Origin of the sequence: Shewanella canadensis (assembly GCF_003966225.1) — a bacterium.
Lineage (GTDB): Bacteria > Pseudomonadota > Gammaproteobacteria > Enterobacterales > Shewanellaceae > Shewanella > Shewanella canadensis.
Map to the genome: position 1 here is coordinate 155,826 of NZ_RXNU01000003.1, position 26,455 is coordinate 182,280.

Below are 26,455 nucleotides of genomic sequence, written 5' to 3' on the forward strand. Positions count from 1 at the left end.
ATTAATTGTTATCAAATCGGCTGTTGAATTCCTTTATTAGAAAAACAAGAAAAACATTTATATGCCTTTTGAGTATAATTAAATTTGTTTTTATTTCTCTTTGATTTTAAAAAATCATTTCTTTGATACTAAATATTATATATGTTGCACAGGGTTAATCATTTGTGGTTTGACTTGTGCGTTTCTCGTTATCGGCATTGTGATTAAGTTGCTGGTTGTTAAGGTTTTTTGTTGTAGCCCACTCTTTTTTATTCTGATATTTTCATTTCGGGTCTTAATAAAGAAGAAATAATAATGAAACTACAGAAAACGATATTAGCTGTTGCTTTACTTACTGCACTATCTGCGTGTTCGAGTGATGACAATGATAATCAGGCGGCGTTTAGCCTCACTATTGCACATGTCAACGATACTCACTCTAACTTCGATCCGGTCAAATCCAGCTTTTCCATGGGAGAAGAGGGCGATGTCGTGTTTAACGAGTTTGGTGGCTACCCAAGAGTGCTCGAGGCAGCCAACGACATAAAGGAAGATGCGGCAGAAGCTAAGGAACCATTGCTATTCTTGCACGGTGGTGACGCTTGGCAGGGAACCGCCTATTTCAAGTTAAATGACGGTATGGCCAATGCCGATCTGCTATCACAGATGGGCATAGATGCGATGGCGCTGGGTAACCATGAGTTCGATCTGGACACCACTAAGCTGGCTTCCTTTATCGATGCTGTAAATTTCCCACTACTCGCCAATAACATGAATGCAGACAACGATCCTGCACTCAGTGGCTTGTCTAACCTTCTTCCCTATCAGTTATTTGCATTTGACGGTGCCGTTAAGCGTAAGATCGCGATGATCGGTGATGCAACGGCGAGTGAGCAAGTGGTTGCAGTTGTCGGTGTTGTGCTCGAAGATATGCCTACGATTGCTACAGGTACTGGTGAGGCGACATTCTCGAGTGAGATAGAAACTACTCAAAATACCGTCGATAAATTAAAAGAGAAAGGGGTTAACAAGGTCATTGTCTTGTCTCATATCGGCAATGCGCGAGATGTTGAGCTGGCGGCCGGGACAACGGGTATCGATGTGATCGTTGGCGGTCATTCCCATACCTTACTCGGTGACTTTACCGACCTTGGACATGGCGATAATGGTCAGTACGCTCAGCTTGTCACCCAAAAAGATACCGTGGGTAAGACCTGTATCGTTCAGGCCGGACAATACGCACAAGCCATCGGTCAGGCGACAGTGAGCTTCGATGATAAGGGAGAGCTCCTGACATGTAATGGACACAATACCTTACTGTCTAATGAAACCTATTACAGCGACGCTATGCGCGAGTCAGGTAGCTTGCTGACAGGTGATGCCCATCAAAAGGTTGAGAGCTTCATCGACTCGAGCAAACAGATCGATGATGTCGATGAAGATGTCGCTCTCAGAGAATATATTGACGCGATCTATAAGCCAGAGGTTGAAAAGGCTTATGGTGAAGTGGTTGCTACTGTGAGCGAAGATATCATTCATGAGCGCCGTCCGGGTGACAAGGGCACCGATATGCACGGCTCCGATGTCGCGCCGTTGATCGGTGAAGGCATGGTTTACTGGGCAAACCAGGAGGCCGTTAATTCGGTGATCGGTAAGACAGTTCAAATTGGCCTGGTTGGCGCCGGTGGTGTCAGAACCAATATCGATGCCGGTGAGTTCAGAGAAGGTAATGCAAGTCTTGAGATGCTACCGTTTTCTAATTACCTTTCGGTATTGACCATTAACGGTGTGGTGCTGAAAGATCTGTTAACCACGACCATAGATGCAACCCTTCCGGAAGGCAGTCATGCGGGTAAATTCCCTTATGTGGGCGGCATGCGTTATACCTTTACCGAAGATCTGAAACAGCAAAGTGGTCATATTAGCCAACTGGAGTTAAATGTCGGCACCGAAGTCGAACCTAGCTGGGAAGCGATTCAGGACTCAGGTGAATATGTCGTTATCGTTAATAACTACAATGCCAGCGGTAACGATGGCTGGAATGCCTTGGGTGAGGCACAGCTTACGTCAACCGATCGCGTCGATATCGTGATAAGTGGCGATAACTACAAGGCCTACGCGGTCGATCATCTGACCTTCGATGAGGCCAGTGGCAAATTCGGTGTTATCTATGAGGGCGGTGAGCCGAGCTGTGATGATGGCGGTACTGATATCTGTAACACAGATGCACGCTCTTTCATCGATTATGCCGAGAATAAGAAAGTGTTAGAGACACTTCCATTCGAGTCAACGACTGTTATTTTCAAAGACTAAATAGGGTCTGGTTTACTCACTCAAAGCGCATTCATTCGAATGCGCTTTTTTATTTCCGATGTATTTATCCTCAGTATTTATGAGGCGCCAACAGATGCGATAGTTCGCTGCCGACTGGTATCGATATCTCCTGCTGCAGACCGCAAAACAGGAAGGCTTGCTTGTCGCCGATAAGTGATAACTTATCCCCCTGTCTCCATAATGCGGTTCCTTCCTGAATGGCGACGATGGGAGTGACAGGATCGACACAGGTAAATTCGAGTAATCGCTGTGCACGGGTTTCACCGTTGTGACCCGGGGGCCGGTAGTTGGTGTAATGTGGATTGAGTTGGAAGGGGAGTATCCCCAGACTATGAAAGGAGCTGGGTTCAACAATCGGCATATCATTGGTGGTTCGAATGCTGAGTCCGGCAATATTGGAGCCTGCACTCCAACCTATGTAGGGTTTGCCTTCACACACCTGATTGGTCAGGAGTTTAACCAAGTCGTGCCTCTGCAGCTGATGCAGCAGGTTGAAAGTATTGCCCCCACCAACCAATATTCCATCGGCTTGTTGGACCGCCAGCCTGGGATCTTCGTGTTGATGGATCCCGCTAATTTCGATATTGAGTTCGGCTAAGCTAGATATGACCCTTGTCAGATAAGTGTCATGGCTGATACTGACGCCGGCATAGGGGATAAACAGCCACTTCTGATGTTGTGGTTCGATTCGGGTCGCCAGCTCAGCGACCAAAGGTTTAATAAAGGGAATAGCATGGGCGAGGTACGGCGTGTCTCCTACACGTGAACTGGAAATAAGTAAGGCGTTTATAGTCATATTCAGTCCCTTCATTTTAAACCAGATTAACCCGAGTTAAGGTTAAATTATATTAAGCTCATCCATAATTCTCTAAGCCATATTAACAAAGATTAATGCCTATCCATGTATACAGCCTGTCGAGAGCTCGCACTTTTAAGATTAGCTTAATGTAAGCCTCCTAGACTGCACATTCTTTAAATTTAGTGGTTTTGTCGTGAGTCCGAATTGAGTTGAATTTGTTCAGTTATACATATTCTTACTCTTCTCCCCTTGAATTCTCGCTTTTTGGACATATTATGTCTTTAAGAACGCAAAATCTGGTACTCAGGTACTCTACAGGAGCTTAAATGAAGCGTATTTTTTTATTGATTGCGACGAACATGGCAATCTTACTTGTGGCCTCTATCGTAATGTCGATTCTAGGGGTTAATACATCGACCATGGGTGGCTTACTCGTGTTTGCTGCTATTTTTGGTTTTGGCGGCGCATTTATCAGTTTAGCTATCTCTAAATGGATGGCGAAGAAAACCATGGGCTGTGAAGTTATTACCACACCTCGTGATAACACCGAGCGTTGGTTAGTTGAAACGGTTGCCCGTCAAGCGGAGCAAGCCGGCATCAAGATGCCTGAAGTGGCTATCTATCAATCTCCCGAGCTCAATGCTTTTGCTACCGGTCCGAGTAAAGATAACTCGCTGGTCGCTGTGAGTAGTGGTCTGCTTTATGGCATGAGTCAGGATGAAATTGAAGGTGTCCTGGCCCACGAAGTCAGTCATGTCGCTAACGGTGATATGGTGACCCTGACCTTGATTCAGGGTGTGGTTAACACCTTCGTTATCTTCGCTGCACGTGTTGTTGCCGGTATCATCAACAACTTCGTTTCCAGTAATGATGAAGAGGGTGAAGGTCTGGGTATGTTTGCTTACATGGGCGTTGTGTTCGTGTTGGATATGCTATTTGGTATTCTCGCGTCGATGATCGTGGCCTACTTCTCCCGTATTCGTGAATTTAAAGCGGATGAGGGCGGTGCTCGCCTGGCGAGTAAAGAGAAGATGATTGCTGCACTCGATCGCCTGCGTCAGGGGCCGGAAACCGGTGCTATGCCGGCTCAAATGGCCGCATTTGGTATCAACGGCAAAAAATCGATGGCTGAAATGATGATGAGCCACCCACCTCTTGAAAAGCGCATAGCAGCGTTAAGAGCGAGCTAATCCTGAGTCAATAGGACCGGGATAAAAGCTGTCCAATAAAGAATAAACGGGAGCCTTGGCTCCCGTTTTTGTTTTTAGAGTAGGCGAGTAGTTATACCAATCGTTATAATACAGAGGTGATGCACTTACCCTATGTTCTCCGGTAATAACTGCATAATTATTGAATAGTCGTTGAATTGGTATAGAGAAGGTTAACCTAGTTGAAAGTATTCAATATTGCATAGGCTCAGCGTGATCTGTGTCACTTTAAATGGGTTGAAGTTCGATTAAACAAAGAGTTATTTGATAGAGCGCACGTTTTCTTCTGTCACCACTTGCTAAAGTAATATAAGCAGAAAAGTTGCGGTTTTGCAGTTCCTTAGCTATTTTATGCAAGGTCGTGCTAAGACTTTTGATAGCAAGATGGGGTTAGATCAAGAATAAAACTCCACTATGTTGTCTCTTAAAGAGGATATTTATAGTGAGCAAGAAAATTTTAAGTGCGTTATTTGGTGCAGGTTTAGCCGCATTGGCTTTATCTCCAGCGGCTATGGCTGAATCACAAGAGCTTGCAGAAATGCATGCTGAGATGGATGGTTGTGAAGCATGTCATGCCGATGGCGAGCCGTCTGCAGATGGTGCATATGAGTTTGAACAGTGTCAAAGCTGTCACGGTACTCTAGATGAGATGGACGAGGTTCATCAGCCACACGAAGGCAACCTTATGTGTGCCGATTGTCATGCTCCACATGACATGAATGTGGGTGACCAGCCAGCTTGTGATAGTTGTCACGATGATGGCCGTACTCCGGAATCTGTACTTAAGTAATACACTTAAGTCGTTTTCTACGGAAAATCATTTAAAACGCCAGCCTAGAGCTGGCGTTTTTGTCTCTGGGATCCGGTAAACATTCTTCTGCCTTAAATTGTTTTAGCTGATATTACAAATTCATACTTTCTTTAAATTTCCCCTGTACTGTTTTGGTGCAAAGGCATGCACTTTTGTTGTTCAACCTATTTATCCCTCTTACTCCTTCGATTGTTTAATCCTTATAAAACAGCGCTTTAACTATTGGCTCGTTGGTTGCAATACTCCTTTCATCGAAATAAAGCTCTCATCGACTGAATGGCTAGGCAAACCATTCAGCGAATAGGGGAGCATGAGTGGAGGCCTATTGTGAAAACTGCTGAAATCCTTGAACTGACCAATGTTTTGAAAGCTGAACCCCGGCAGAAGCCCGCCTATAAGCTGGCTATCGTCGGTGCGGGTTGTGGTGACATTGAGTTGCTGACACTTAAAGCGGCACGGTTAATTTCATCGGCCGAGGTCATCGTCTATGACGCACTGGTGAGTGATGACATTCTGAGCTTGGCACCCAAAACGTGTGAATTATATTTTGTAGGCAAGCGCTGTGGTCTGCCAAGTAGCACACAGGATTATATCAATGAACTCCTGTTAGGATGCGCGGTTCGAGGCTTGAATGCGGTGCGATTAAAAGGGGGCGATCCAAATGTCTTTGGCCGAGGCTGTGAAGAAGCCCTGTTTCTAGCCAGAAATGGCATTGCCAGTGAATTCATCCCAGGTGTGACCGCGGCGCTTGGGTGCGCCGCCAGTGCGGGGATCCCGTTGACACACAGAGGAGTGGCCAGATCTGTGACCTTGGTGACCGGTACTGTTTTTGATACCAGTGCACTTGGCTGGCAATCTTTGCTGTCGGCTCAAACCAGCTTAGTCTTTTATATGGGCAAGGAGCAGGCGGCAAACATAGCCCATGGTTTGTTGGATGCCGGCGCAAATGTTCAACTACCCGTGGCGTTTGTCAGTAATGGCGCACGAGCCAAACAAGTAATAACCTATGCCAACTTAGGCAATATGGCTGAAACTGCACGAAAAATAGAGGTTGCCGGGCCCACGTTAATTATTGTGGGTGAAGTGGTTTCTGTGGGTAAAGAGTTATCCGGTTTAATGGATAGCATTAGCAATACAAGAGCAGAAGCTGCTCTTGAACGCTTAGCGGAAGTTGGGAAACCGGTATGAAGCAAGCGTATCAGGCATTGATAAAAGCCTTAGGCCGTGGAGCTAAAGGTGCCAGAGCGCTAACCTTAAAAGAATCAACCTTTCTGATCTCAGGTTTTCATGAGGGCATCGGGAGCCAGGTTCAGCTGGCTGCGGCGTTAATGTTAATGCGGGTTCGGGGTGAGAGTGCGGCTGAGATAGCCGGCGTCGCAATAGGCATCAAGTCGACAATCAATGAACAGTGGCGCGAAGTTAAACCGACGATAGATTGGCCCTGTTATGCCGGTAAACGTGAGTTGTTGCCCTGGCTATTGTTGGCGGCCAAAGTGTTGGCGACCCAAGGTGAACGAATACTGCTTCATGGCGATCCTAAATCACTGAGTCATCGCAAACATATCGCCGCCTTTGTCTCTGCTTTGGATATCCCAAGCGTATCGACACCGGATGATGCCAAATCTGCACTGGATCATGGGGGGATCTGCTATGTCGATGCAGATAATATCTCGCCCCTGGTGGCTAAGTTTCGACATCGGCATCAAGAACTCGGCTTGCGGAGTCTTTTCCAAACGGCGATACGCTGCATAAATCCGGGTAACGCTCCCGTTAGCGTAAGAAGCTACTTTCATCCGGGAATGGATGAACTCCATGCCGAAATAGCCGAGATGATGGCTGGATACTCGGCTAATCAAGACAGTGACGATGGTCTAAGTCCTCTGTATGAAAGCACGACTCAGGAGCGAGTCGGAATTTTTAAAGGGGTGCAGGGTGAAAGTGAAGTCAACCCAAGGATCGCGACTGAGTTGACGATTGTCTCTAAAGAGGGGCGGGAGAAATGCTCAATTCCAACCCTGTTAGAGGGGGTGGTCGGGCTCAATACCTTAACTTCACATATTCAGTTGGAGGCAGAGCAAGCGCCCGCACTACTCGGTAATGTGTGGTTATCGAACCCAGGAAGTGATGAAGTTTGCCTATTTGGGTTTCAGCAACAAGAGAGCGCAGAAAAGCTGATGAAGATAGCCAATGCGAGTGTGATCGGGACCTTAGCTATGGTGTATCTGCTGAAGGGACGATGTGAGCACTTCAGTGATGCCGAAGAACTAGCAAGGACGAGCTGGTCCAGCCGTCATGGCGTTTTGACTAAACCTGCACTCACCTGATAAGGAAAGCGAGATGCGAATTTTCACCTGGTTCGATTCTAATTTTTGCCAACTGCTTGAATCGCGTGGGCTGACACCGGGTAACTCTCAACACCCTCAGCACTCTTTGCAATCGGTACTGGAGATGAGTGTAAACGGTGAGCATGATGAAATAATCTCACTGCCCTCATTGCGAGCCTTGGAAAGTATCTCTCTTTCACCTACAGGCGATCAATTGCTGTTTTTCACCGCGAGTCTGACAGAGAAAGATATCCGTTTCTTACTCAGGTTACTGCGTTTCTCCGCGATCCCTATGATAGTGAACGCCGCCGACTGGGAGGATGAGGGACTGGCGAGATTGCTCGAGTGCGGACGTGTCACCTTTGTTCCCGGCGAGCTCGACCACCAGAGAATTTTGAGCATCATTCAACTCTCCCGCCTGAGGTTTACGCTTGCATCTATGCAGGTAAAAAAAGTACTGGCGCTGGAGTCATCTCTGGAAGCGCAAAAGTTGCTCTCAAAGGCGAAATCTGAGCTACAGCGTCACGGCTTAAGCGAATCAGAGGCCCATAAAAGCTTGCAGAAGCGAGCCATGGAGAGAGGCATCTCCATAGAAAAGCTCGTTCATCAGTTATCTTAATCTCGACTCGCTTTATCAACTGTATCCCTTAATTTAAGTCATAGGAGTGCCAGCACCAAAATGGTGCTCCGGGGCTTTTTCAGTGCGCCACATATTCTGGTGTTGTATGTGGCTGTATGTTTAGTTGTTTTTAATCAGTTTCTTATGTAGTTTTGTTTTCTGGCATAGTCACTGCAAGTCTCTATACAGGCTACGACAGTGTCTTTAGTTGCAATGCATCTTTAGCTGCAATGTAGCTTGGTGGCATAGTACCTTTAGCTGTAATGCAAGTAGCGGCTGCAACCAACAACAATTCAGATCTTACCGGCAATGGCGCCATGTTCTCATAGAGGAGCATGGCGCCTTATTGTTTTTAAAGATCATGACTGAACAATGGAGAGTGCTTTATGGGGTGTATAAAAACCGGGCTGGATCTGAAACCAAAATTACTCGTTATAGGTAATGGCATGGTCGGTCATCACTTTATCGAGCAACTGTGCGATCAAGGGATGAATGAGCAGTTTGAGGTGGAGGTGTTTGGCTGTGAGAAGCTTCCGGCCTATGACAGGGTTCAACTCTCAAAGTACTTTGAGACAGGCAGTCCTGATGCGTTGATGTTGGCCAGTGTAGATGAATATGCGAAGCGGGGGATCAGGCTGCATTTAGGCAAAGAGATCGTTCGTCTGGACACTGAAAATCGAACTGTCTACAGCTCTGATGATGAGATTTGGAGTTATGACAAACTTGTACTTGCCACAGGATCCTACCCTTTCGTTCCGCCAATCCAAGGTAAAGATCGCCCTCAATGCCTGGTTTATCGCACTATCGATGATCTCGAGCAGATAAGCCGGGCAGCGCTGAGTGCCAACTCCGGCGTGGTTATCGGCGGAGGTTTATTGGGTCTGGAGGCTGCAAACGCGCTGTTAACCTTGGGGTTAGATACTCATGTCGTGGAGTTTGCGCCACAACTGATGCCCGTTCAACTCAATGATAAAGCGGGTGAGCTGTTATGTGAAAAAATTCAGGCCCTGGGTGTATCGGTGCACACCAGCAGGGCGACGACCGCCATCGTTGCCGGTGAACATGCCCGCCATCGAATGATGTTTAACGACAATACTTTTCTTGAAACGGATCTCATCGTCTTCTCTGCAGGCATTCGTCCGCAAGATACCTTAGCGCGTCAAAACTGTATCGAAGTGGGTGAACGGGGTGGCATTGCCGTGGACGACCACAGTTTAACCTCCGCGCCGGATGTGTATGCCATAGGTGAATGTGCACTCTGGGAGCAACGCATTTTCGGCTTAGTGGCGCCGGGTTACCAGATGGCGAGAGTCGCACTGTCCCATATTGCAGCGGGAGTCTCAGGTTCAGCGGCAACTCAGTTTAAAGGCGCCGACATGAGCACTAAGCTTAAACTTCTGGGCGTCGATGTGGCTTCAATCGGTGAGAGTCGAGGGTTTGAAAATGCACAATATGTGGAAGTCAGTGACAACCAAAGCGGTACCTATAAGAAGCTCTGGCTGGATGAAACCGGACAATATCTCAAAGGAGCCGTGCTCGTCGGCGATGCCAGTGATTATAGTCTGCTGTTAAACCAATACCTGTCCGGTGAAAAAATTGAAACGCCTGCGATCTCACTACTGCAGCAAGATAGTGATGCCCCGATGGCATTTAATGATGATGCCATCATCTGCTCCTGTCATCAGGTGACGAAGGCCGACATCGTTGAACGAGTCGTTGCAGGCGATCACAGTTTAGCGGCCATCAAGGACTGTACAAAGGCCGCATCGGGTTGTGGGGGCTGTGGTGCTTTGGTTCAAGAGATCATCAGCCAGACTATGGAGGCGCAGGGTTTAGAGACGCAGAAGGGCATATGCAGCCATTTCGAACATGACAGGCAGGCACTGTTTCACCTGTGTCAGGTCGACAACATCTCAAATTTCACCAGTCTGATCGGCAAACACGGAACAGTTGATGCCGCCAAACGGGGCTTAGGCTGCGATATCTGTAAGCCGCTGGCGGCATCAATTTTTTCTTCATTAGAAAACGAGTACGTCCTCGCCGTTGAACATGCCAATCTTCAGGACAGTAACGACGCCTATCTGGGTAACCTTCAAAAAGATGGCTCTTACTCTGTCGTGCCCAGAATTGCCGGTGGAGAGATCACTCCGGATAAGTTGATTGCCCTGGGGGAGATAGCCAAGCGCCATGACTTGTATACCAAGATCACCGGAGGACAGCGTATAGACCTGTTTGGCGCGGCCCTGTCAGAGCTGCCCACAATTTGGCAAGCATTGATAGAACAAGGCTTTGAGACGGGTCACGCCTACGGTAAATCACTCAGAACCGTTAAATCCTGTGTGGGGAGTACCTGGTGTCGTTACGGGGTGCAGGACTCTGTCGGTATGGCGATAGAACTTGAGAATAGATACAAGGGGCTGCGCGCGCCCCATAAGATTAAATTTGCCGTTTCCGGCTGCACTCGTGAGTGCGCCGAGGCGCAGAGTAAAGACATCGGAGTGATCGCAACGGACAAGGGCTGGAACCTTTATGTGGGCGGCAATGGCGGAATGCGTCCACGCCATGGCGATCTGTTTGCAACCGATCTCTCAACCTCTGTGTTGATGCAATACATAGACAGGATATTGATTTTTTATACAAGAACGGCTTCGAGATTGCAACGAACCTCCGTTTGGCTTGAGTCGCTAGAGGGGGGATTAGATTACCTTAAGTCGGTGATCATCGATGACAACCTGGGTTTAGCTGCAGAACTTGAGATTCAGATGCAAAAGGTCATCTCGACCTATCAATGCGAGTGGAAAACCAGTCTGGAAAGCCCCGAATTTCTGACCCGATTTAGCGAATTTGTTAACCCCGTGCAGGAACCCAATGCAGATGTAGAACAATACCGATATTCGAGAGGGCAACGATTTCCTGTCGATGCAAAAGGGGGAGCGGGAACTATTTCTGTGAAGAATATCGATCTCTGCACCGTCGATAACGATTTGGATGGTTTAGCTACTCGGGTCAGCTCGGCAGAGCTATTTGAAGTATCGGCCCAAAAGGAGTGTGAAGTATGAATTGGTTAGCTATTTGCGAAGAGAGTGCGCTGCCGGTGTTTGGCGGGATCGCAGCATGGGTAGAGGGTAAAGCCGTTGCCATTTTCAATCTGGGCGAGCAGGGCATATTTGCCATGGATAACACCGATCCTGCGACTGGCGTCGGCGTGCTGTCACGGGGCTTAATCTGCGATCTGCAGGGGGATATTTTTGTCGCTTCACCTCTGCATAAACAACATTACAGCTTAACAAACGGGCAGTGCATCGAAGATGAAAGCTTAAGTGTCGAGCTGTATCGGATCAAATGTGAGCAAGGCAAGGTGCTAATCAACACCGCAATTGTAGGGGGAATAAATGATGAGTAATGAAAAATTCAACCTGTTTTCTTTCTCCGGAAAGATGAAAATCATGCATCTCAGTTGGATGGCGTTTTTTATCTCGTTTGTAGTTTGGTTTAATGCCGCGCCCCTGATGGGGGTGATTGCCGAAAGCCTGGGATTAAGCAATGGACAGATAAAGACCTTGTTGATCCTCAATGTGGCTTTAACGATCCCGGCTCGGGTGATCATCGGTATGGTGACGGATAAATTTGGCCCCAGGCTGACCTATTCCGTCCTATTGGCTGTCTGTAGTCTGCCCTGCTTTATGTTTGCACTGGGCGATAGCTTCGAGCAGTTGGCGTTAGCCCGTTTTCTGCTGGGATTTATTGGTGCGGGCTTCGTGGTTGGGATCCGAATGGTCAGTGAGTGGTTCCCGGCAAACGAGTTGGGCACCGCGGAAGGGATTTATGGTGGTTGGGGCAACTTTGGTTCAGCGGCCGCGGCTTTCTCTCTACCGGTGATAGCCATCACTTTTGGAGGTGAAAATGGGTGGCGATTTGCCATAGGGCTCACGGGATTACTGAGCTTAATGTTTGCCTTCATCTATTATTTTAATGTCACCGATACTCCTAAAGGTTCAACCTACTTCAAACCCAAAAAAATCGGCGCCCTTGAGGTGACCAGTAAAGGTGACTTGCTTATGCTGGTTATTATGAAGCTTCCCATGTATGCCACTCTGGGTTTGCTGGGATGGAAGTTATCGCCTTCGGGCGTCAATATGCTTACTCAGGAGACCGTGAACCTGATTTACGCTGCTCTTGGTTTGATACTCTTGATAGACCTTTATCAAACTTACCAGATTAATAAGCACCTCTTCGATGGACCGGTACCCGAATTCGAGCGCTACGCGTTTAAGCAGGTGGCGGTGCTGAATGTGCTCTATTTTTCGACCTTCGGATCTGAACTCGCCGTGGTATCTATGTTACCCCTCTATTTTGCCGAGACCTTCGAGCTTGGTCTGGCGCAAGCTGGAATGCTGGCCTCTACCTATGCCTTTATGAATTTGGCCTCACGCCCGGGGGGCGGCTGGATTAGCGACCGTTTCGGCCGTAAACCTACCTTGATGATCTTAACGGCGGGCTTGGCCCTGGGCTATTTGGGCATGGCTCAGATCACCAGTGAATGGTCATTACCCTTAGCCGTGTTGATGGTGATGGGATGTTCCTTCTTTGTGCAGAGCGGCGAAGGTGCCGTGTTTGCTGCAGTTCCCCTGATAAAACGCCGTCTTACGGGGCAGATAGCGGGGATGACAGGGGCCTATGGCAACGTCGGCGCGGTATTTTTCTTAACGGTTTACTCTCTGGTATCGACTCAGGCATTCTTCTATGTCATCGCTGCGAGTGCCATCATGGGACTGATCAGTTTGCTGTTTTTGACTGAGCCCAAAGGGCATATTTCCGAGGTGAACGATAAGGGGGAAGTGACCCTGATCAGTGTGAACTAAGGTTAGTGTGAGCTCAAGTCAGGCTGAATTAGCGGGCAGTGTGAATTCAACAAAACAGTGGGAAAGTGATATGACAGCATCGGTACCTGTAAAATCTCACGATAGCCAAGCCCTCGATAGCCGAGCTATCCCCGCCTTATTATATGATGCCGCACTGCCACTTAATGGAGCATTAGTGATCGCCGTGGGTCAGTATTCATCAAGAGGTGTGAAGCCGGTAAATGAAGATGCCATCGGGATCCGTATTCCCGATGGTTTGATGCTGACCACCAAAGGCGCCGTGACGGTTATCTGTGATGGTGTGAGCGCTGCAGAGGCCGCAGAGCAAGCAAGCTCGATCAGTGTGAGTAACTTTATCACCGATTACTATTCCACACCTGACAGCTGGAGTGTAAAAAAGTCCAGCTCACAGGTGATCACCGCGTTGAATCGTTGGTTATTCGGTTTGGGACAAGATTATCGAGAGGCGCATCGGGGCTATGTCTGCACTTTTACCTCGCTCATCTTTAAGTCTTGCACCGCGCACTTGCTACATGTGGGGGATTCGAGAGCTTACCGGTACAGAGCTGGAAAGCTTGAGAGATTGAGTCGAGACCATGTCACTGTGCTGGGATCTGATAAGCGCTATTTGGCAAGAGCCCTGGGTTTAGATGTGAAACTTGATGTTGATTATAGAAAGCTGGATATGAAGGTGGGCGATCTCTACCTGCTAACCACGGATGGTATTCATGATGTGGTCAGTGATGTGGAAATGTGCTCCCGGATAACCGCTTTTAATCGACAATGGCAACGAGGGATTCAGCCAGTTGACCCTACGGACTCGAGTCACTTCGATGAGTTTTGTCGGCAACTTAGTCATGATGCAATCACACTGGGCAGCACGGATAATGTCAGCTGTCAGCTGCTCTTAATTGAACGTTTGCCGACTCAAAACATCGATGATCTTTATCAGCAACTCTCTATACTGCCTTTTCCACCGCCATTGAAAGAGGGGATGAAGTTAGACGGCTACCTTATCGAGAAAGTATTGCATCAGAGCCAGCGCAGTCAGGTCTATCAGGTGACTAACGAGCTGGGGGAACATCGCTGTATCAAAACCCCCTCGGTGAATTATGTTGATGACGCCGCATACATAGAACGTTTCATGCTGGAAAGCTGGATTGGACATAGGATCAATAGCCCAAACGTGGTCAAATTACTCGATAGGGACAGGCCTAAGTCTTCGCTCTACTATGTGAGTGAATACCTTAAAGGCATGCCATTGAGCCTCTGGATCGACCGAAACCCTAATTCATCGGTACAAGAGGTATTGGTGTTATTAAGGCAGATAGAGGCTGGTGTCAGGGCATTTCATCGCAAGGAGACGATACATCAAGACCTTAAGCCGGATAATATTTTATTGACCTATGAAGGCCAGATTAAAGTTATCGATTTTGGTTCCTGCCATATCAAGGGGATCGCCGAGATAGCTACCCCACTACAAAGAGATATCATTCTAGGGACGGCTGATTACTCTGCACCGGAAAGCGTTTTGGGTTACAGAGTCTCCAACAGCGCCGATCTTTTCTCTCTGGCGGTGATAGCCTTTGAGATGTTAACGGGACAACTGCCATTCAAAGGAAAATTAGCTCAGTGTCACAGCAAGCGTGATTACCAGAAATTACGTTACATTCCTTGTTATGAGCTCAACCCTATGATCCCGCTGTGGATGGACCCAGTGATAAAGCAAGCCTTGAGTATCGACCCCGACCAGAGACAAGGTGATACCAGTGAATTTTTATATGAGCTTAGTCAGCCCATCAATTCGATGAATAAAAAGGCGGCTAAATTTGATCTGTCTTTGTCTCTGCTCGATAGAAATCCGCTTCGTTTCTGGCAAGGGTTAACGGTCTTTTTTGGCTTAACCAGCTTACTGCTGTTATTAAGGTAATTAGCCGCGAAGCCTGTCAGCTGTCATCTTCAATTGGATGAGAGGGTGTCCTTAAGTCCTGCCAGTAGCGCCCCATAAATAGGGTTACAGAAATCGGCGACCTCATTTTCATTTTCAGACTCGTAGGTCGAGCTCCACTCAACCTGCGTGCCTTGTTCGGACTCGGTGAGTTTCACAACACCGACATAGTTATCCACCGCAGAGCTGGATACTGGGCCTGGTCCATCATCGATACTGTAAGAAAAAGTAAATGCATCGGCATCGAGACTGAGTAAAGTTTCATGAAACATATCATTCAGCACTCTTTTTGCGCCTACTTCATCTCCATTTTTATCGCCAACTTTAGCCACTGAGGTAATAACCTGTGGGGCCCAGGACATATCATGAAAATCGCAGATCGTTTTCCATACTGTTTTGATTGGAGATTTTATCTCTATCTTGTTGTAACAAGTACCCATCATCTTTTCCTTTGTGTGTTTCGAAACTGAAAGGGTACTTTTAAATATAGATGAGATTTTGTTGAAGCTAACGGCTTTAGGGATTGATAAGGGAATAATGGTTGGCTAAATTTGAATCAACCTTGTCTTTACTATACTGTAATAAAGACAATATAAGTCAATGCTTTATTATTGTGAGTTGATAAATGTATGAACCACACGATGGCGGCTATTTTAAAGTGAGCACTAATCTCTTTGTGAAAAAGTGCTGTGTGAAAAAGAAAATATAATAAGGAGTTGTATCATGAAACGGATTTTACAACGTGTCGTCCCGGTCATTGCCGCTTTGATGTTAATGACGGCATGTTCGAGTAACATTTCATCCGCTAGCTCACCCAAACCCGTTATGCCACAGATGAATGATGGCCTGTTTGTATCTAAAAGTGATGAGACTCCAGTTCCCACTCTCGAGCGTTTAATGGCGCTGACGTCGGAACAGAGAGAAGATCTTCACCAGTTTGTTCGCCGCGAGGATATTGCTCAGTTACCCAAAAACAAGCAAGTGCGTGAGTATTTGCTTACTAAGCTGGTCAACTTTAATTACGAGGGAATGAATCACCCTGCAAGTGTCGCGCTCGCAAAAGGGAGCGGCAACTGCATGACATTGGCGATCTTGACCTATGCAGTGGCCAGAGAGTTGGGTGTCAAAGCCGTGTTTCAGGTGATGCATACACAGCCTATGTTGCTGGAGGTTACCTCGGATCTAGCGGTAACTTCAGATCATGTCCGTACGTTTCTCTATGAAGATGATTCTGATAATAAGGGGTTTACTTTTTCGGGACGTAGTTATGTTGTTTTTGATTACTTTTCGGATAGATATGATAGAGGAGGAAAGAAGATTGGTGAGCAGCAATTTATCGGTATGCTCTATCGAAATCTTGCAGCCGATGCTCTGTTAGATGGAGAGCTTAATCGGGCCTTTGCTCTGTTAAAAGCAGGAGTTCAATATACCCAAGAGTATGCGCCACTGCTGAATATGTTGGCAATCGTTCATCGCCGCGCAGGGGATGATGAAACGGCTAAAGAGTTTTATCGATACGCGTTAAATGTCTCAGAGTCTAAGATCACTCTTTTGAATAACTATCACTACCTATTAACCATGAATGGGGAGGTAGAGGCTGCTGAACGAGTGAAGTCACAGCTATTGGCTCTCGAAGACACGAGCCCCTATGGTTGGTATTTAATGGGAAAGGAGGCCCTGGATGAGGGGGATAATCAGAGTGCTAAAATTTACCTGAAAAAGTTTCTACATAATACCCCTTATTACCACAGGGCATATTTTGATCTGGCCAAGGCACAATATGCCCTTGGCGAGTCGGCCGCCGCAAAAAGCTCATTATCTCAGGCACTCTCTTATGCCGAGTTGCCTGAAAGTCAAAGGCAGTATCAAGCTAAGCTCACTTGGTTAAATCAATAATGATTGAATAACTACGATGCTTTATATCTCCACTTTAAAGATGAGTAGGAAGAGAAGTGTAATGAGTCAAAGCTCTAAAGGTGAACACATAGTCTCTTCTTCTTGTCATGCGAATGGGTGATGACATGTGTGGTATTACATGAGCTAATTTTATCTTACCATTTGTATTAAATGGGTTTATCTGAAATTTACCTCTTTCTATGTAGCGCTTTAGTCTAGTTGAGTGGTCGAGAACGATCCTTTCGGTTACTTTGCTTTCATACTCCTGACGGATGCTCTCTCGATTAGATCAAGGGATACTTACTGACAATCAATGATATTGGACGGAGTGGGCTAGTTGAAAAGTGTTTGGATTAACGAATATGAATGAACTTGTTAAGTTCGCAAAAAATCCACTTTTATGTGAAATTTGTAGCTAGATTTGTTGTCTTAATGTAGCTTGTGTTGTTACTGGCCTGATTTGTGTTAACTGCCTATTTTGTTGCATGGAGTGCGATTAATGTTCAAAGTTACCCACTGGGTTGTCATTTCCCGTTCTCAACTTTTATGTGATCTACTCGAAACCCGCTGGCCCCAGGAATTTTTAGTCAAATTGTACAGTATCAGGCCTGAGTCGCTCGAATGTCAGCTGAGGGAGACGCAGTCATCCTTAGTCATTATTGATCTTGCCTCGATAGATGTGCAGGTCGCCTATCAACTGCAGCGGCACATAGAGCGTGAGCACCCTGGCCTTAAAGTGGTTTTTATCCACTTCCCAAAACAGTTAGACCTTAAATTTTTAATTAACTCCTCGGTGACGGCGGGTGCTTTTTATAATGATCTGTCTTTGGAAGCGATTGGAAAGGAGTTAAGCAATATTCTCAGGGGCAGGAGTTATATTCCTGCTGAGTTGAGCGTTTGCACCAGTGACGAAGAGGTCAGTCATGAAGAGAGTGAAAGCCTGACGATCCGCGAGCGTGAGGTGTTACAGGCACTGCTTTCGGGTAGTACCAATGTCGATATCGCCAATCAACTCTTTGTCAGTGAAAGTACGATTAAAACTCACCTCTATAGAGCATTCAGAAAAATTGGTGTGTCCAGTAGAGGGCAAGCCATCGCTTGGGCTCAGACCCACCTCCATGAGGTTCATGCTTGATATAGTGCATACCAAAACGACCTCGAAATGCAGGAAAGTGACGACTTTCCTGCTTTTTTTTGTCTCGAAAATGGTGATAAAGCTTAATGATGATCTGAAAAAGGATAAGCAATATTAAATGGCGGGAGTTACTAGTGAATAGTTGCGTGACTATACAGTTGTGTACTTGTTGTGTATACTTGCACACTCTTATTTACTCTTAGGGTAAATATTCACCGTTTAAGTTGAGGTTTTTAAGATGGTTAAGTCACTAACGGCTATTTTTAGCATGCTGATATTATATTTTGGCACCACCGTTTCTTTTGAATCTAATGCCGCGACAGTCGGCTGTGAACGGGCGGGTGGGGTTAAATGTCAATATGTGAGCCCTAAACGTGTAAAAAGAGGGGCCGTGATTGTTGTTCCTAAGACTCATCGCCATTATCGCTCTTATCATTCTCCTATGTTAACGGCTTTGGGAATTGCCATCATTTTGGATGCTGCGGGTAATGCGGTAACTGAAAAGGGACAGCAGGTTGTTGTACTGGGTGAGGGTAATGAAGTCAGTAATGTGTATGAGAAAGATGGCACTGTTTACTTGATTAAAGCCTAGGGTACGGTGATGAAAAGTACCAATGAGTTTACGCGTAATCTCGGGACTCTCGATACGCTGCTCACGATTTCATTGGCTATTTTGACTATGGGTGGTGGATTTACACTACTGACCATCTATGGCGATCAAGATTCCCTATGGGGCATATTAGCTCTGCTAACTTGATACTTAGAGATAAATGGGCGAGTTTCAAACTGCGCCCAGAGATGTTGGTACTAGGCCTTTTGAACTCTCTCTGTATTTAAGAAGTCAAACCCTTGCTTGAGGAAAGAGAACTCTTCAACATCAGGCAGATTTTGTACAGCTTTGAACATCTGCTCAAAGGCGGAGTCTATCATGAGTCTATCGGCCAGTTTCAGGTAGTTGTAGACAACAGGGCGCAATACAACGGTAAAATCACCGGTTAATTCTTTATATCTTTGCTCTTCAATCGCACATGTATTTTGCACCAGCTCACGCATGCATAGTGCGGCAAGCAGAGAGTTTTTATCACTGAAGGATTGATATTGAGCCGCTCGTGAATACCCAGCCTTCTTATGAACATCTGACATGTTCAGTGCTATCATTCCATGTTCTCTAATCAGATCGGTGGCGGCATTAAGTAATGCGGTTTCTTTGGCGGTCAGCATGGTGTTATCCCGGAAAAATTTTATCCATTAAATGCCTATCCAGAACCCTTGTCAATATATATGTATACACAATTGTGTAACTGTTGTTTTCTTGTTTAATCGCTGTTGTTTTCGTGGGTTCGGTTGTCGTTGATTGTAATTAATTGTTCGTTTAGCCAGCAAGTTCAGTCAGATATAATACCAAATCCTGGATTCGCATATACTAAGTGGATTATTTTAAGAAAGATGAATCTAGTGTGCTATTGATCATAAATCCTTAAATATAGGTATACTTCTATTATTCCCATCGAGTCGAGGACATTATAGTGGCCGAAGAAACCATATTCAGTAAAATTATTCGTCGTGAAATCCCTGCAGATATCTTGTTTCAGGATGATTTAGTCACCGCTTTTCGTGATATCAGTGCACAAGCACCGAGCCACATCTTAATTATACCTAACCATCTAATTCCAAGCGTGAATGAAGTTAAAGCATCAGATGAGAAAGCGTTGGGCCGCATGGTGACTGTTGCTGCTAAGTTAGCCGCGGAGGAGGGGATCGCAGAAGATGGCTACCGCTTGATTATGAACTGTAATAAACATGCCGGACAGGAGGTGTTTCATATACATATGCATCTGCTTGGCGGTGAGCCTTTAGGCCGTATGTTGAATCCTGACAGATAATGGTGAGTACGGAGTCATGAAGGTTAATCCTGAGTTTTTCCCCTTAACGCAAATTGCGACTCGTTTCGTCGATCAACTTGCGCAGTGTCGTCGTCTCAATCTGACCGTGCATGAGGCGAGTGAGCACCATGTATTGATAGAGCTGCCCTATAGCAGTGAATTGATTGGTTATCCCGATACCGGCGTTATCCATGGTGGTGTGATCACAACCTTGATGGATACGGCGAGTGGCAGTGCCGTAGTCTGTTCTATCTATGATCACTATCAGAGTTTAGAGCTATCACCGACTCTGGATTTGCGGGTCGATTACATGAAACCGGCACAGCCCAATAAGCCTGTGTATGGTTTTGCCGAGTGCTATAAAATATCGTCGAGTGTGGCCTTTACGCGTGCTATCGCGTACCAAGATTCTATCGATGATCCGATTGCTCATGCCGTCGGTTCATTTATGCGGATAAGTCCTGAGATGATAGGCGATAATTTTCGCCAGGCGTTGCTGGGCAAGACAAGTGAGCAGCCTAGGAATGTTTCGCTTCAGGCACAATCTCAAAGCCAGAACGAAACACACACTCCCGAACGTTCAGCCTTGTTAGACGTAAAGGAGATAGTTAAGCAGGCCACCGAGCTCAATGACTTCAGTCATCTGTTAGCGCATGTTCCCTATACCAACTTTATCGGTATGGCTGTCGAGCGTTTCGGTGATGAGTTGGTGTTCAGGTTACCCGCAAAGGATGACAATATCGGTAACCCGACCCTGCCTGCTATTCATGGTGGCGTGATTGCCGGATTTATGGAGATGTCAGCGATTGTTCAGTTGATGGTATTTATGAATACCTCAAAAGTCCCTAAGGTTGTTGATTTTTCTATCGATTATTTAAGGGCTGGTTACCATAAAGATACGTTTGCCGAATGTAAAATCACGCGACAGGGTCGCAGGGTGGCTAACGTTAGCATCGATTGTTGGCAGACAAGCAGGAAGAAGCTTATCGCTACGGCGCGGGCACACTTCTTGATTGATTAATTTCAAAACAGATAACTTTGATTGGAGCCGTATTGCTTCTGTGACAGAGAGAAAATTTACGATGAAAAAAACAGTATTGGCATTTGCCGCAGCGCTTGTACTCACCGCCTGTGCCCCACATACCTCAGGTATCATGGGAAGCTCGACCGGTGAGGTAAGAGTCGACAACCGAAGCTTTGCTAGTGAAGTGAGTGTCGATAAGATACAGGCTCGTCAGCAGGGTGACCTACTGCAGGGCTCGGGGATCATACAGAGTAAGGTTGCCACCGATCTGCGTCTTCAATATAAGTTCACCTGGTATGATGCCAGCGGGTTTACCTTAGAAGATGAAGCGAGTGCCTGGAAATCATTAAAACTCCACGGAAAACAACGCATGCAGGTGACGGCGCTTGCCCCGAATGCCAATGCGATAAGGTATGAGCTCTACGTGAGAAAAGCTTTCTCTAATTAAGCCTCCTTTTTCGCGCTCATTCAGGTGTGCTAATCGGGTGCTTTAATCGGTTAGCATCATGTTAATGTCGCTTCCTATTTTACAAAAAACGTCAGCATCGCTGACGTTTTTTTATGAAAATTCACTTAATGATGACATAAGTATGTCAATTACTTGTTTATCTCATGTATACTTGCCGGCGCCAAGGGGTGATGCCGTGCTGATAATGTTAGTGCCGTGTCTGAGATGTCATAAGACAAACCCTTTGAACCTGATCCGGCTAATACCGGCGTAGGAATGGGCCAAAAGTACAATTGTATTTGTACAACCTTTCTCGCTTTTCCAGTTGCCGGATCTCAAAATATTAATTTGGGGTCCTATGTCTATTTTTAAACCATTTACTTTTAAATCACTTAGTTTTAAATCTGATACGTTAAAACGCGTATCACCAGTCGCACTTGCCATCTCTACGGCATTGACCAGCGGCTATGCCTTTTCTGCAGAACCAGCCAATGAACCTACCGCCTCCGATGATATGGAAGTGATTGTGGTTACCTCTGATTTCAGAGGCGCTTCGTTAGACAAAATGCCGTCGAGTATTACCGTTATCGATCAACAGCAGATTGAGGATGAGGGGGCTCAGCATTTTGAAGAGGTGCTCAACTCGATTGCTAACTTCAACTGGTCCGGTGGAAGTTCGAGACCTAAATACTTCCAGATCCGTGGTGTCGGAGAGCAGGAGGAGTATCAGGGAGCACCTAACTCTTCGGTGGGATACATCATCGATGATATCGACATGTCCGGTCTTGGCATGATCTCCAGCATGTATGATCTTCAACAGGTTGAAGTGCTTCGCGGCCCTCAAGGAACACGTTATGGTGCTAACGCTCTAGCGGGTTTAATCTACCTTAAGAGTAATGATCCTACCGATGTCTTCGAGCATGGCGCCGAAGTGTCGATGGGTGATGATGACCTCACTACATTCAGTGGCTTTAGCTCGGGTCCATTGACCGATTCGGGTAAGTTACTCTATCGGGTATCTTTGCAGCAACATAAACAAAATGGTTATAGAGACAACCTCTATCTGGGCTTGGATGATACCAATGGGCGTGATGAGTTTACCGGACGTGCCAAATTACGTTGGTATGCGACCGACCATCTTGAGCTCGACCTTACCCTGCTTCATGCCGATTATAATAATGGCTACGACGCCTGGACATTGGATAACAATGGCTTCGATACGCTCACCGATGAGCCCGGTATCGATAAACAGCGCACCACTGGTAGCTCGCTGAAGATGACCTATTCCGGGGCAGAGTCATTCGAACTCGTCTCATTGACATCCTATGCGCAAACTCAGCATCATCATGGTTATGATGGCGATTGGGCCAACCCGGATTATTGGGGGGATCTGACCTGTTATGGTGAGGCTTGCCAGTATGATTACACCTGGAATAAAGAGGGTGAACGCAAAACCGTCAGCCAGGAGTTCAGACTGAGCTCAACCGAAGCCGGGCGAATTTTTGCCGGGAGTACCGACTGGTTAGTGGGGCTCTATGGCATGAAACTCGATGAAGATAACGATACGTTAGAGATCTATAACGGCTGGGAAGATCCATTAACGGCGGAATATGACGCTGAAAACCTGGCCGTCTTTGCTCAAATAGACTCAGACTTAGGCAATGATTACTCCCTTTCTGTTGGTGCCAGAGTCGAAAGCCGTGACAGTGAGTATAGTGACAGTGCCGGCGATGCGTTTAACCCGAGTGAAACGATGTGGGGAGGACATATCGCTCTGAGCAAGACCTTGAGTCATACTCAGCAGGCCTATGTCAGAGTCGCGCGAGGTTATAAAGCGGGTGGTTTTAATATGTCGCTGCCAGCCGAGCTGTCGGACAAGAAAGAATACGATACCGAGACCCTGTATAACTATGAAATCGGACTTAAATCCAACTGGTTAGAGGGGCAGGCGTCAACCAACCTGTCATTTTTCTATATGGACAGACGTGATCAGCAGGTGTCGGCCTCACAGCAGAACCCTGATGAGCCACAGAAATTTATCTTATATACAGAAAATGCAGGAAGCTCGCACAATTATGGCGCCGAGTTAGAGGGGAACTGGTACGCGACTGATAATCTAAAGCTTTATGCCACTCTGGGCTGGCTTGAAACCGCCTATGGTGACTATCAGTATCAGGATAAGTATGGCGGAACCGTCGACCTGTCGGGCCGTGAACTCGCTCACTCTCCTAACTTTACCTACAGCGCCGGAGCGACCTATCGCACCGATTCAGGTTGGTTCGCTAACCTGACGACCAGTGGAAAGAGTGATTTCTACTATTCAGACAGCAACGAGTCTAAGTCTGATGCCTATACTATCTTTAATGCACGTATGGGGTATGAGACCGATCTCTGGTCTGCCTATCTGTGGGGGCGTAACTTGTTTGATGAACAGTATGGCACCCGCGGTTTCTATTTCGGGAATGAGCCGGACCAAGATTGGGCTGATAAGCAATATATTCGTTATGGGGATCCGCGCCAGTTAGGGCTGACCGTTAACGTCAAATTCATGTAAGTCTGTCTAATTTTAACCACTAGATTATATAGTATTTTTTAATTTAATTGTGGCGGCTCTCTTATTATTAAAGAGGCTGCCTGAGGTCGATGAAATGAAATTAACTGCTGAGATAAGCTGTTACCCTTTACAAGATAACTACCTGGATCCGATCAGATGGTTTATCGGTCGGGTCGATAGTTATTCAAATATCGAGCGTAAAACCAATGCGATGGCCACTCAGGTCTGCGGTGAGTACAGCGATGTGATGTCTATGCTTGCTGTCGAGATGCAAGCGGCTCACGAGAAGTGGGGCAAGGCTGTATTTGTGTGTAAGTTTATTGGTGGTGAGTTGGATCTTTCTCACAGCGAATAACGAGAAACTTCCTGACAACATAGCCTCATAAACTCACGGCTATGCCGATGTGTTTTAATCGGTAGATGTGAGTTTATTTTTTAGCTGAGATCAGAAAATAGAAAGCGGATAGGGTAATGACAGATTTTTGGGCTGCATTGTTGAATACGATCGGTGGTGCTTTAGTTGAGGCAAACGCCTTGACTGCGTGGGAGGGCGTCGCGGTCGTTCTGGCGGCTGCATATTTAGTTCTTGCGATGAAAGGCAGTATATGGTGCTGGTTTGCCGCATTTTTAAGTACCGCCATCTACACGGCTCTTTTTTGGAAGGTGTCACTGCTGATGGAGTCGGTGCTGAACGTCTACTATATGGCGATGGCCGTATATGGTTTTCAGCAATGGTCCAAGGGAAAACAGGATGAGCATGGCAGTACGGTTATCTCCTGGAACCTTACCCGTCATACTCAGATCATCTTTGTGACGGCGGCAATCTCAGGTGTGGTCGGTTACCTGATGTCTAACCATACTCAGGCTTCTTACCCTTATCTCGATGCGGCAACGACCTGCTTCGCTGTCATGACGACCTACCTGGTGGCCAAGAAAGTGTTAGAGAATTGGCTATACTGGGTCATCATAGATCTCGCTTCTATCTATCTGTATTTACAAAAAGGGCTGATGCTAACGTCATTATTATTTATCCTCTATGTCGGTATGGCTATCGGGGGATACTTTTTATGGAAATCGACGATGCGTGAGCAGAACCAAGCACTCTCTTATTAGACCGTTTTATCAGGCTTCTTATTAAAGCGTCTTATTTAGTCGTCTTAATTAAAGAGCTTTATTGATTGGCTTTAACCTGAGTCATTATGATGGCAGTTTGCAGTGAGGGGCGTGATTGCCTGGAGCGTGAGAAGATGAATAAACCATGAAACCAGAAAAGCGCCTCCTTGCAGTGCTGCCAGCATCGGTTATCGATGAGATTAAGCACGTGGGGTTAAATTTTACTTCCGCAAATGATGTGACGCCTCTCGCTCATGGCTTGAGTAATCAAAACTATCTCATTAATGACGGTGAGCGAAATTGGGTTCTCAGGGTCAACTCATCGGCGAGCAGCCAACTCTGTGATCGTCAATCTGAAGTGAGAAATTGGAACATTGCCGCAAAGCAGGGGTTAGCACCAAAGCTCTATTTCGTCAGTCAAGATCATGCTTATTACCTTAGCGAATATATTCAGCAAGCCCCTGAAACACCATGGGGCAGCTTATTAACGGCAAAACCAGCGCACCCTTTGATCGATGAATCGACCCAATGGCCTGATGCTGAAGCCCTGTTGTTACCCTTTTTAAGAGAAATTTCTCGCTTACCAATACCTGAAAATATTATGGGTGTTACTAAGCAGTGGCAGAACTACCGCGATAAACTGGCGCTTATCGCAGCTAAGCTGTCGACTCACCCCAATGCGGATCTGGCGGTTCAATGGCAAATGAGTCACCTGGAATTGTTGGCATTAGAGGATGATATTATTATCTGGCTTGAACAACTCAATGCCTGTTCGCGCTCAGACCAATACAGTCACAGGGATCTTAACCCCCATAATCTACTGTATAAAGAGGGGAAGCTGTACTGTATCGATTTTGAGTATGCATGCAGCTCTCATCCTCTGTTCGATCTTGCGGGCGTCCTGTCGACCCATGCACTTTCCACTGCACAGCGTCATTATTTGATAGAGGGCTATCTGGACGGTCACCCCAACTTAACCTCCGATGCGAAGGCGGCACTGCCAGATGCAATAAACATCTATTGGGTCTTTGCCGCTTGCTGGTCTCTGTTGATGGCGGCCGACAGTAGCGATATGGCCTGTGTCACTCAAAATAACGACACCGGGGGGAACCCTCATAGTTCCCAGGAGTACCTGGATTGTTTCGACGATTTTGTTGCTCTCATAGGCTGAATCCGAACCGGAATTCTTGCACAAGCAAGAGCCATAATCCTATTCACCTGGGATTACATTTTCGGTCAATATTGTAATTATACCAATTTCAATAAATATCTATTCATTCAGCGGGAATTCAAAGCGCTGAAGGCAAGGCGGATGATTGAAGCTAATAGCTATTCTATATCAAAAGCATCAAACGTAGCATGCAGGGCTTTGAAACCCGCCCTGTGGGAGTATCTCAGACTTCCCACTTCTGTGTTGCATTGACTTACAAGGGAATAACCATTCTTTCATCAATGCGCCTTGAATTGAAAAGTCTGAGTGACTCTGAATTGATAACATATTTAATAAAACTGGTATTA

25 protein-coding genes and 1 riboswitch are annotated in these 26,455 nt (G+C 46.4%); of the genes, 21 read left to right on the plus strand and 4 right to left on the minus strand.

Translation table 11 applies throughout. The features are described from left to right. Positions 1–294 precede the first annotated feature (294 nt). Positions 295–2,292, plus strand: a complete 1,998-nt coding sequence (locus EKG38_RS06815; protein ID WP_126519540.1) for a bifunctional metallophosphatase/5'-nucleotidase — start codon at positions 295–297, stop codon at positions 2,290–2,292. 70 nt (positions 2,293–2,362) lie between these two features. On the opposite strand, the gene pepE is transcribed toward EKG38_RS06815, so the two are convergent. Then, positions 2,363–3,109 carry a dipeptidase PepE gene (gene pepE, locus EKG38_RS06820; RefSeq protein WP_126519541.1) on the minus strand — a complete coding sequence of 249 codons (747 nt, stop codon included), beginning with the start codon at positions 3,107–3,109 and terminating at the stop codon, positions 2,363–2,365. Between the two features lie 329 nt (positions 3,110–3,438). On the opposite strand from pepE, the gene htpX reads away from it, so the two are divergent. The 5 genes from htpX to EKG38_RS06845 all read left to right on the plus strand — a co-directional run bounded on the left by htpX (position 3,439) and on the right by EKG38_RS06845 (position 8,074). Then, complete coding sequence (gene htpX / locus EKG38_RS06825) at positions 3,439–4,302, plus strand: protease HtpX (protein ID WP_012143107.1); 864 nt, start codon at positions 3,439–3,441, stop codon at positions 4,300–4,302. A gap of 460 nt (positions 4,303–4,762) precedes the next feature. Then, complete coding sequence (gene cctA / locus EKG38_RS06830) at positions 4,763–5,110, plus strand: tetraheme c-type cytochrome CctA (RefSeq protein ID WP_126519542.1); 348 nt, start codon at positions 4,763–4,765, stop codon at positions 5,108–5,110. 348 nt (positions 5,111–5,458) lie between these two features. After that, positions 5,459–6,319: a uroporphyrinogen-III C-methyltransferase gene (cobA, locus tag EKG38_RS06835; protein ID WP_126519543.1), complete on the plus strand. Its 861-nt coding sequence runs from the start codon at positions 5,459–5,461 to the stop codon at positions 6,317–6,319. Continuing rightward, positions 6,316–7,455, plus strand: coding sequence for a glycosyl transferase (locus EKG38_RS06840; protein ID WP_126519544.1), 1,140 nt, complete (start codon positions 6,316–6,318; stop codon positions 7,453–7,455). Before cobA ends, EKG38_RS06840 begins: the two co-directional genes overlap by 4 nt. A gap of 13 nt (positions 7,456–7,468) precedes the next feature. Continuing rightward, positions 7,469–8,074, plus strand: a complete 606-nt coding sequence (locus tag EKG38_RS06845) for an ANTAR domain-containing response regulator (protein WP_126519545.1) — start codon at positions 7,469–7,471, stop codon at positions 8,072–8,074. 190 nt (positions 8,075–8,264) lie between these two features. Here the strand turns inward: EKG38_RS06845 and EKG38_RS24895 are convergent, their stop codons facing one another. Next, complete coding sequence (locus EKG38_RS24895) at positions 8,265–8,411, minus strand: hypothetical protein (protein WP_185826801.1); 147 nt, start codon at positions 8,409–8,411, stop codon at positions 8,265–8,267. Positions 8,412–8,460: 49 nt separating this feature from the next. On the opposite strand from EKG38_RS24895, the gene nirB reads away from it, so the two are divergent. The 4 genes from nirB (at position 8,461) to EKG38_RS06865 (ending at position 14,866) form a co-directional block, all read left to right on the plus strand. Beyond that, positions 8,461–11,133 (plus strand): nitrite reductase large subunit NirB, encoded by a 2,673-nt coding sequence (gene nirB / locus EKG38_RS06850; RefSeq protein WP_126519546.1) that lies wholly within the window; start codon positions 8,461–8,463, stop codon positions 11,131–11,133. Further along, positions 11,130–11,477 (plus strand): nitrite reductase small subunit NirD, encoded by a 348-nt coding sequence (nirD, locus tag EKG38_RS06855; RefSeq protein ID WP_126519547.1) that lies wholly within the window; start codon positions 11,130–11,132, stop codon positions 11,475–11,477. The genes nirB and nirD overlap by 4 nt, the downstream gene beginning before the upstream one ends. Beyond that, complete coding sequence (locus tag EKG38_RS06860) at positions 11,470–12,936, plus strand: NarK family nitrate/nitrite MFS transporter (RefSeq protein WP_126519829.1); 1,467 nt, start codon at positions 11,470–11,472, stop codon at positions 12,934–12,936. The genes nirD and EKG38_RS06860 overlap by 8 nt, the downstream gene beginning before the upstream one ends. A gap of 70 nt (positions 12,937–13,006) precedes the next feature. After that, positions 13,007–14,866, plus strand: coding sequence for a bifunctional protein-serine/threonine kinase/phosphatase (locus EKG38_RS06865; RefSeq protein ID WP_246033109.1), 1,860 nt, complete (start codon positions 13,007–13,009; stop codon positions 14,864–14,866). Positions 14,867–14,895: 29 nt separating this feature from the next. Here EKG38_RS06865 and EKG38_RS06870 read toward each other — a convergent pair whose 3' ends face one another. Then, complete coding sequence (locus tag EKG38_RS06870) at positions 14,896–15,327, minus strand: SRPBCC family protein (RefSeq protein ID WP_342775822.1); 432 nt, start codon at positions 15,325–15,327, stop codon at positions 14,896–14,898. 280 nt (positions 15,328–15,607) lie between these two features. Between EKG38_RS06870 and EKG38_RS06875 the strand changes: the two genes are divergently transcribed. The 4 genes from EKG38_RS06875 (at position 15,608) to EKG38_RS24900 (ending at position 18,672) form a co-directional block, all read left to right on the plus strand. After that, positions 15,608–16,780, plus strand: coding sequence for a tetratricopeptide repeat protein (locus EKG38_RS06875; RefSeq protein WP_126519548.1), 1,173 nt, complete (start codon positions 15,608–15,610; stop codon positions 16,778–16,780). A 499-nt stretch (positions 16,781–17,279) separates the two neighbouring features. Next, the gene (locus tag EKG38_RS06880; protein WP_126519549.1) at positions 17,280–17,915 is read left to right on the plus strand and encodes a response regulator transcription factor; all 636 of its coding nucleotides are present in this window, start codon (positions 17,280–17,282) and stop codon (positions 17,913–17,915) included. Positions 17,916–18,153: 238 nt separating this feature from the next. After that, positions 18,154–18,507, plus strand: a complete 354-nt coding sequence (locus EKG38_RS06885; protein WP_126519550.1) for a hypothetical protein — start codon at positions 18,154–18,156, stop codon at positions 18,505–18,507. A gap of 9 nt (positions 18,508–18,516) precedes the next feature. Then, complete coding sequence (locus EKG38_RS24900) at positions 18,517–18,672, plus strand: hypothetical protein (RefSeq protein WP_185826802.1); 156 nt, start codon at positions 18,517–18,519, stop codon at positions 18,670–18,672. A gap of 50 nt (positions 18,673–18,722) precedes the next feature. Here EKG38_RS24900 and EKG38_RS06890 read toward each other — a convergent pair whose 3' ends face one another. After that, the gene (locus EKG38_RS06890; protein ID WP_126519551.1) at positions 18,723–19,136 is read right to left on the minus strand and encodes a TetR/AcrR family transcriptional regulator; all 414 of its coding nucleotides are present in this window, start codon (positions 19,134–19,136) and stop codon (positions 18,723–18,725) included. 305 nt (positions 19,137–19,441) lie between these two features. On the opposite strand from EKG38_RS06890, the gene hinT reads away from it, so the two are divergent. From hinT to EKG38_RS06925, 7 genes are all read left to right on the plus strand, one after another. Then, complete coding sequence (gene hinT, locus EKG38_RS06895; protein WP_126519552.1) at positions 19,442–19,798, plus strand: purine nucleoside phosphoramidase; 357 nt, start codon at positions 19,442–19,444, stop codon at positions 19,796–19,798. A 16-nt stretch (positions 19,799–19,814) separates the two neighbouring features. After that, positions 19,815–20,819 carry a PaaI family thioesterase gene (locus EKG38_RS06900; protein WP_126519553.1) on the plus strand — a complete coding sequence of 335 codons (1,005 nt, stop codon included), beginning with the start codon at positions 19,815–19,817 and terminating at the stop codon, positions 20,817–20,819. Between the two features lie 61 nt (positions 20,820–20,880). Continuing rightward, positions 20,881–21,270, plus strand: coding sequence for a YcfL family putative periplasmic lipoprotein (locus tag EKG38_RS06905; protein ID WP_126519554.1), 390 nt, complete (start codon positions 20,881–20,883; stop codon positions 21,268–21,270). 174 nt (positions 21,271–21,444) lie between these two features. After that, positions 21,445–21,564: riboswitch (TPP riboswitch) on the plus strand. A 64-nt stretch (positions 21,565–21,628) separates the two neighbouring features. Beyond that, positions 21,629–23,824 carry a TonB-dependent receptor gene (locus EKG38_RS06910; protein ID WP_126519555.1) on the plus strand — a complete coding sequence of 732 codons (2,196 nt, stop codon included), beginning with the start codon at positions 21,629–21,631 and terminating at the stop codon, positions 23,822–23,824. A 94-nt stretch (positions 23,825–23,918) separates the two neighbouring features. Continuing rightward, entirely contained in the window at positions 23,919–24,179 is a 261-nt protein-coding gene (locus tag EKG38_RS06915; RefSeq protein ID WP_012143088.1) for a hypothetical protein, read from the plus strand. A 116-nt stretch (positions 24,180–24,295) separates the two neighbouring features. Beyond that, the gene (gene pnuC, locus EKG38_RS06920) at positions 24,296–24,937 is read left to right on the plus strand and encodes a nicotinamide riboside transporter PnuC (protein ID WP_126519556.1); all 642 of its coding nucleotides are present in this window, start codon (positions 24,296–24,298) and stop codon (positions 24,935–24,937) included. A 145-nt stretch (positions 24,938–25,082) separates the two neighbouring features. After that, the gene (locus EKG38_RS06925) at positions 25,083–26,108 is read left to right on the plus strand and encodes a phosphotransferase (protein WP_126519557.1); all 1,026 of its coding nucleotides are present in this window, start codon (positions 25,083–25,085) and stop codon (positions 26,106–26,108) included. The last annotated feature ends 347 nt before the right edge of the window (positions 26,109–26,455 follow it).

What these genes read in the sequence shown, in the direction of transcription:
- EKG38_RS06910 (WP_126519555.1), top strand. Translation starts at nt 21,629, where the DNA reads ATGTCTATTTTTAAACCATTTACTTTTAAATCACTTAGTTTTAAATCT.
- EKG38_RS06865 (WP_246033109.1), top strand. Translation starts at nt 13,007, where the DNA reads ATGACAGCATCGGTACCTGTAAAATCTCACGATAGCCAAGCCCTCGAT.
- EKG38_RS06845 (WP_126519545.1), top strand. Translation starts at nt 7,469, where the DNA reads ATGCGAATTTTCACCTGGTTCGATTCTAATTTTTGCCAACTGCTTGAA.
- EKG38_RS24895 (WP_185826801.1), bottom strand. Translation starts at nt 8,411, where the DNA reads ATGCTCCTCTATGAGAACATGGCGCCATTGCCGGTAAGATCTGAATTG.
- EKG38_RS06885 (WP_126519550.1), top strand. Translation starts at nt 18,154, where the DNA reads ATGGTTAAGTCACTAACGGCTATTTTTAGCATGCTGATATTATATTTT.
- EKG38_RS06880 (WP_126519549.1), top strand. Translation starts at nt 17,280, where the DNA reads ATGTTCAAAGTTACCCACTGGGTTGTCATTTCCCGTTCTCAACTTTTA.
- nirB (WP_126519546.1), top strand. Translation starts at nt 8,461, where the DNA reads ATGGGGTGTATAAAAACCGGGCTGGATCTGAAACCAAAATTACTCGTT.
- pnuC (WP_126519556.1), top strand. Translation starts at nt 24,296, where the DNA reads ATGACAGATTTTTGGGCTGCATTGTTGAATACGATCGGTGGTGCTTTA.
- EKG38_RS06890 (WP_126519551.1), bottom strand. Translation starts at nt 19,136, where the DNA reads ATGCTGACCGCCAAAGAAACCGCATTACTTAATGCCGCCACCGATCTG.
- EKG38_RS06900 (WP_126519553.1), top strand. Translation starts at nt 19,815, where the DNA reads ATGAAGGTTAATCCTGAGTTTTTCCCCTTAACGCAAATTGCGACTCGT.
- pepE (WP_126519541.1), bottom strand. Translation starts at nt 3,109, where the DNA reads ATGACTATAAACGCCTTACTTATTTCCAGTTCACGTGTAGGAGACACG.
- EKG38_RS06840 (WP_126519544.1), top strand. Translation starts at nt 6,316, where the DNA reads ATGAAGCAAGCGTATCAGGCATTGATAAAAGCCTTAGGCCGTGGAGCT.
- EKG38_RS06915 (WP_012143088.1), top strand. Translation starts at nt 23,919, where the DNA reads ATGAAATTAACTGCTGAGATAAGCTGTTACCCTTTACAAGATAACTAC.
- EKG38_RS06870 (WP_342775822.1), bottom strand. Translation starts at nt 15,327, where the DNA reads ATGATGGGTACTTGTTACAACAAGATAGAGATAAAATCTCCAATCAAA.
- EKG38_RS06860 (WP_126519829.1), top strand. Translation starts at nt 11,470, where the DNA reads ATGAGTAATGAAAAATTCAACCTGTTTTCTTTCTCCGGAAAGATGAAA.
- nirD (WP_126519547.1), top strand. Translation starts at nt 11,130, where the DNA reads ATGAATTGGTTAGCTATTTGCGAAGAGAGTGCGCTGCCGGTGTTTGGC.
- htpX (WP_012143107.1), top strand. Translation starts at nt 3,439, where the DNA reads ATGAAGCGTATTTTTTTATTGATTGCGACGAACATGGCAATCTTACTT.
- EKG38_RS06875 (WP_126519548.1), top strand. Translation starts at nt 15,608, where the DNA reads ATGAAACGGATTTTACAACGTGTCGTCCCGGTCATTGCCGCTTTGATG.
- EKG38_RS06815 (WP_126519540.1), top strand. Translation starts at nt 295, where the DNA reads ATGAAACTACAGAAAACGATATTAGCTGTTGCTTTACTTACTGCACTA.
- EKG38_RS24900 (WP_185826802.1), top strand. Translation starts at nt 18,517, where the DNA reads ATGAAAAGTACCAATGAGTTTACGCGTAATCTCGGGACTCTCGATACG.
- EKG38_RS06925 (WP_126519557.1), top strand. Translation starts at nt 25,083, where the DNA reads ATGAAACCAGAAAAGCGCCTCCTTGCAGTGCTGCCAGCATCGGTTATC.
- EKG38_RS06905 (WP_126519554.1), top strand. Translation starts at nt 20,881, where the DNA reads ATGAAAAAAACAGTATTGGCATTTGCCGCAGCGCTTGTACTCACCGCC.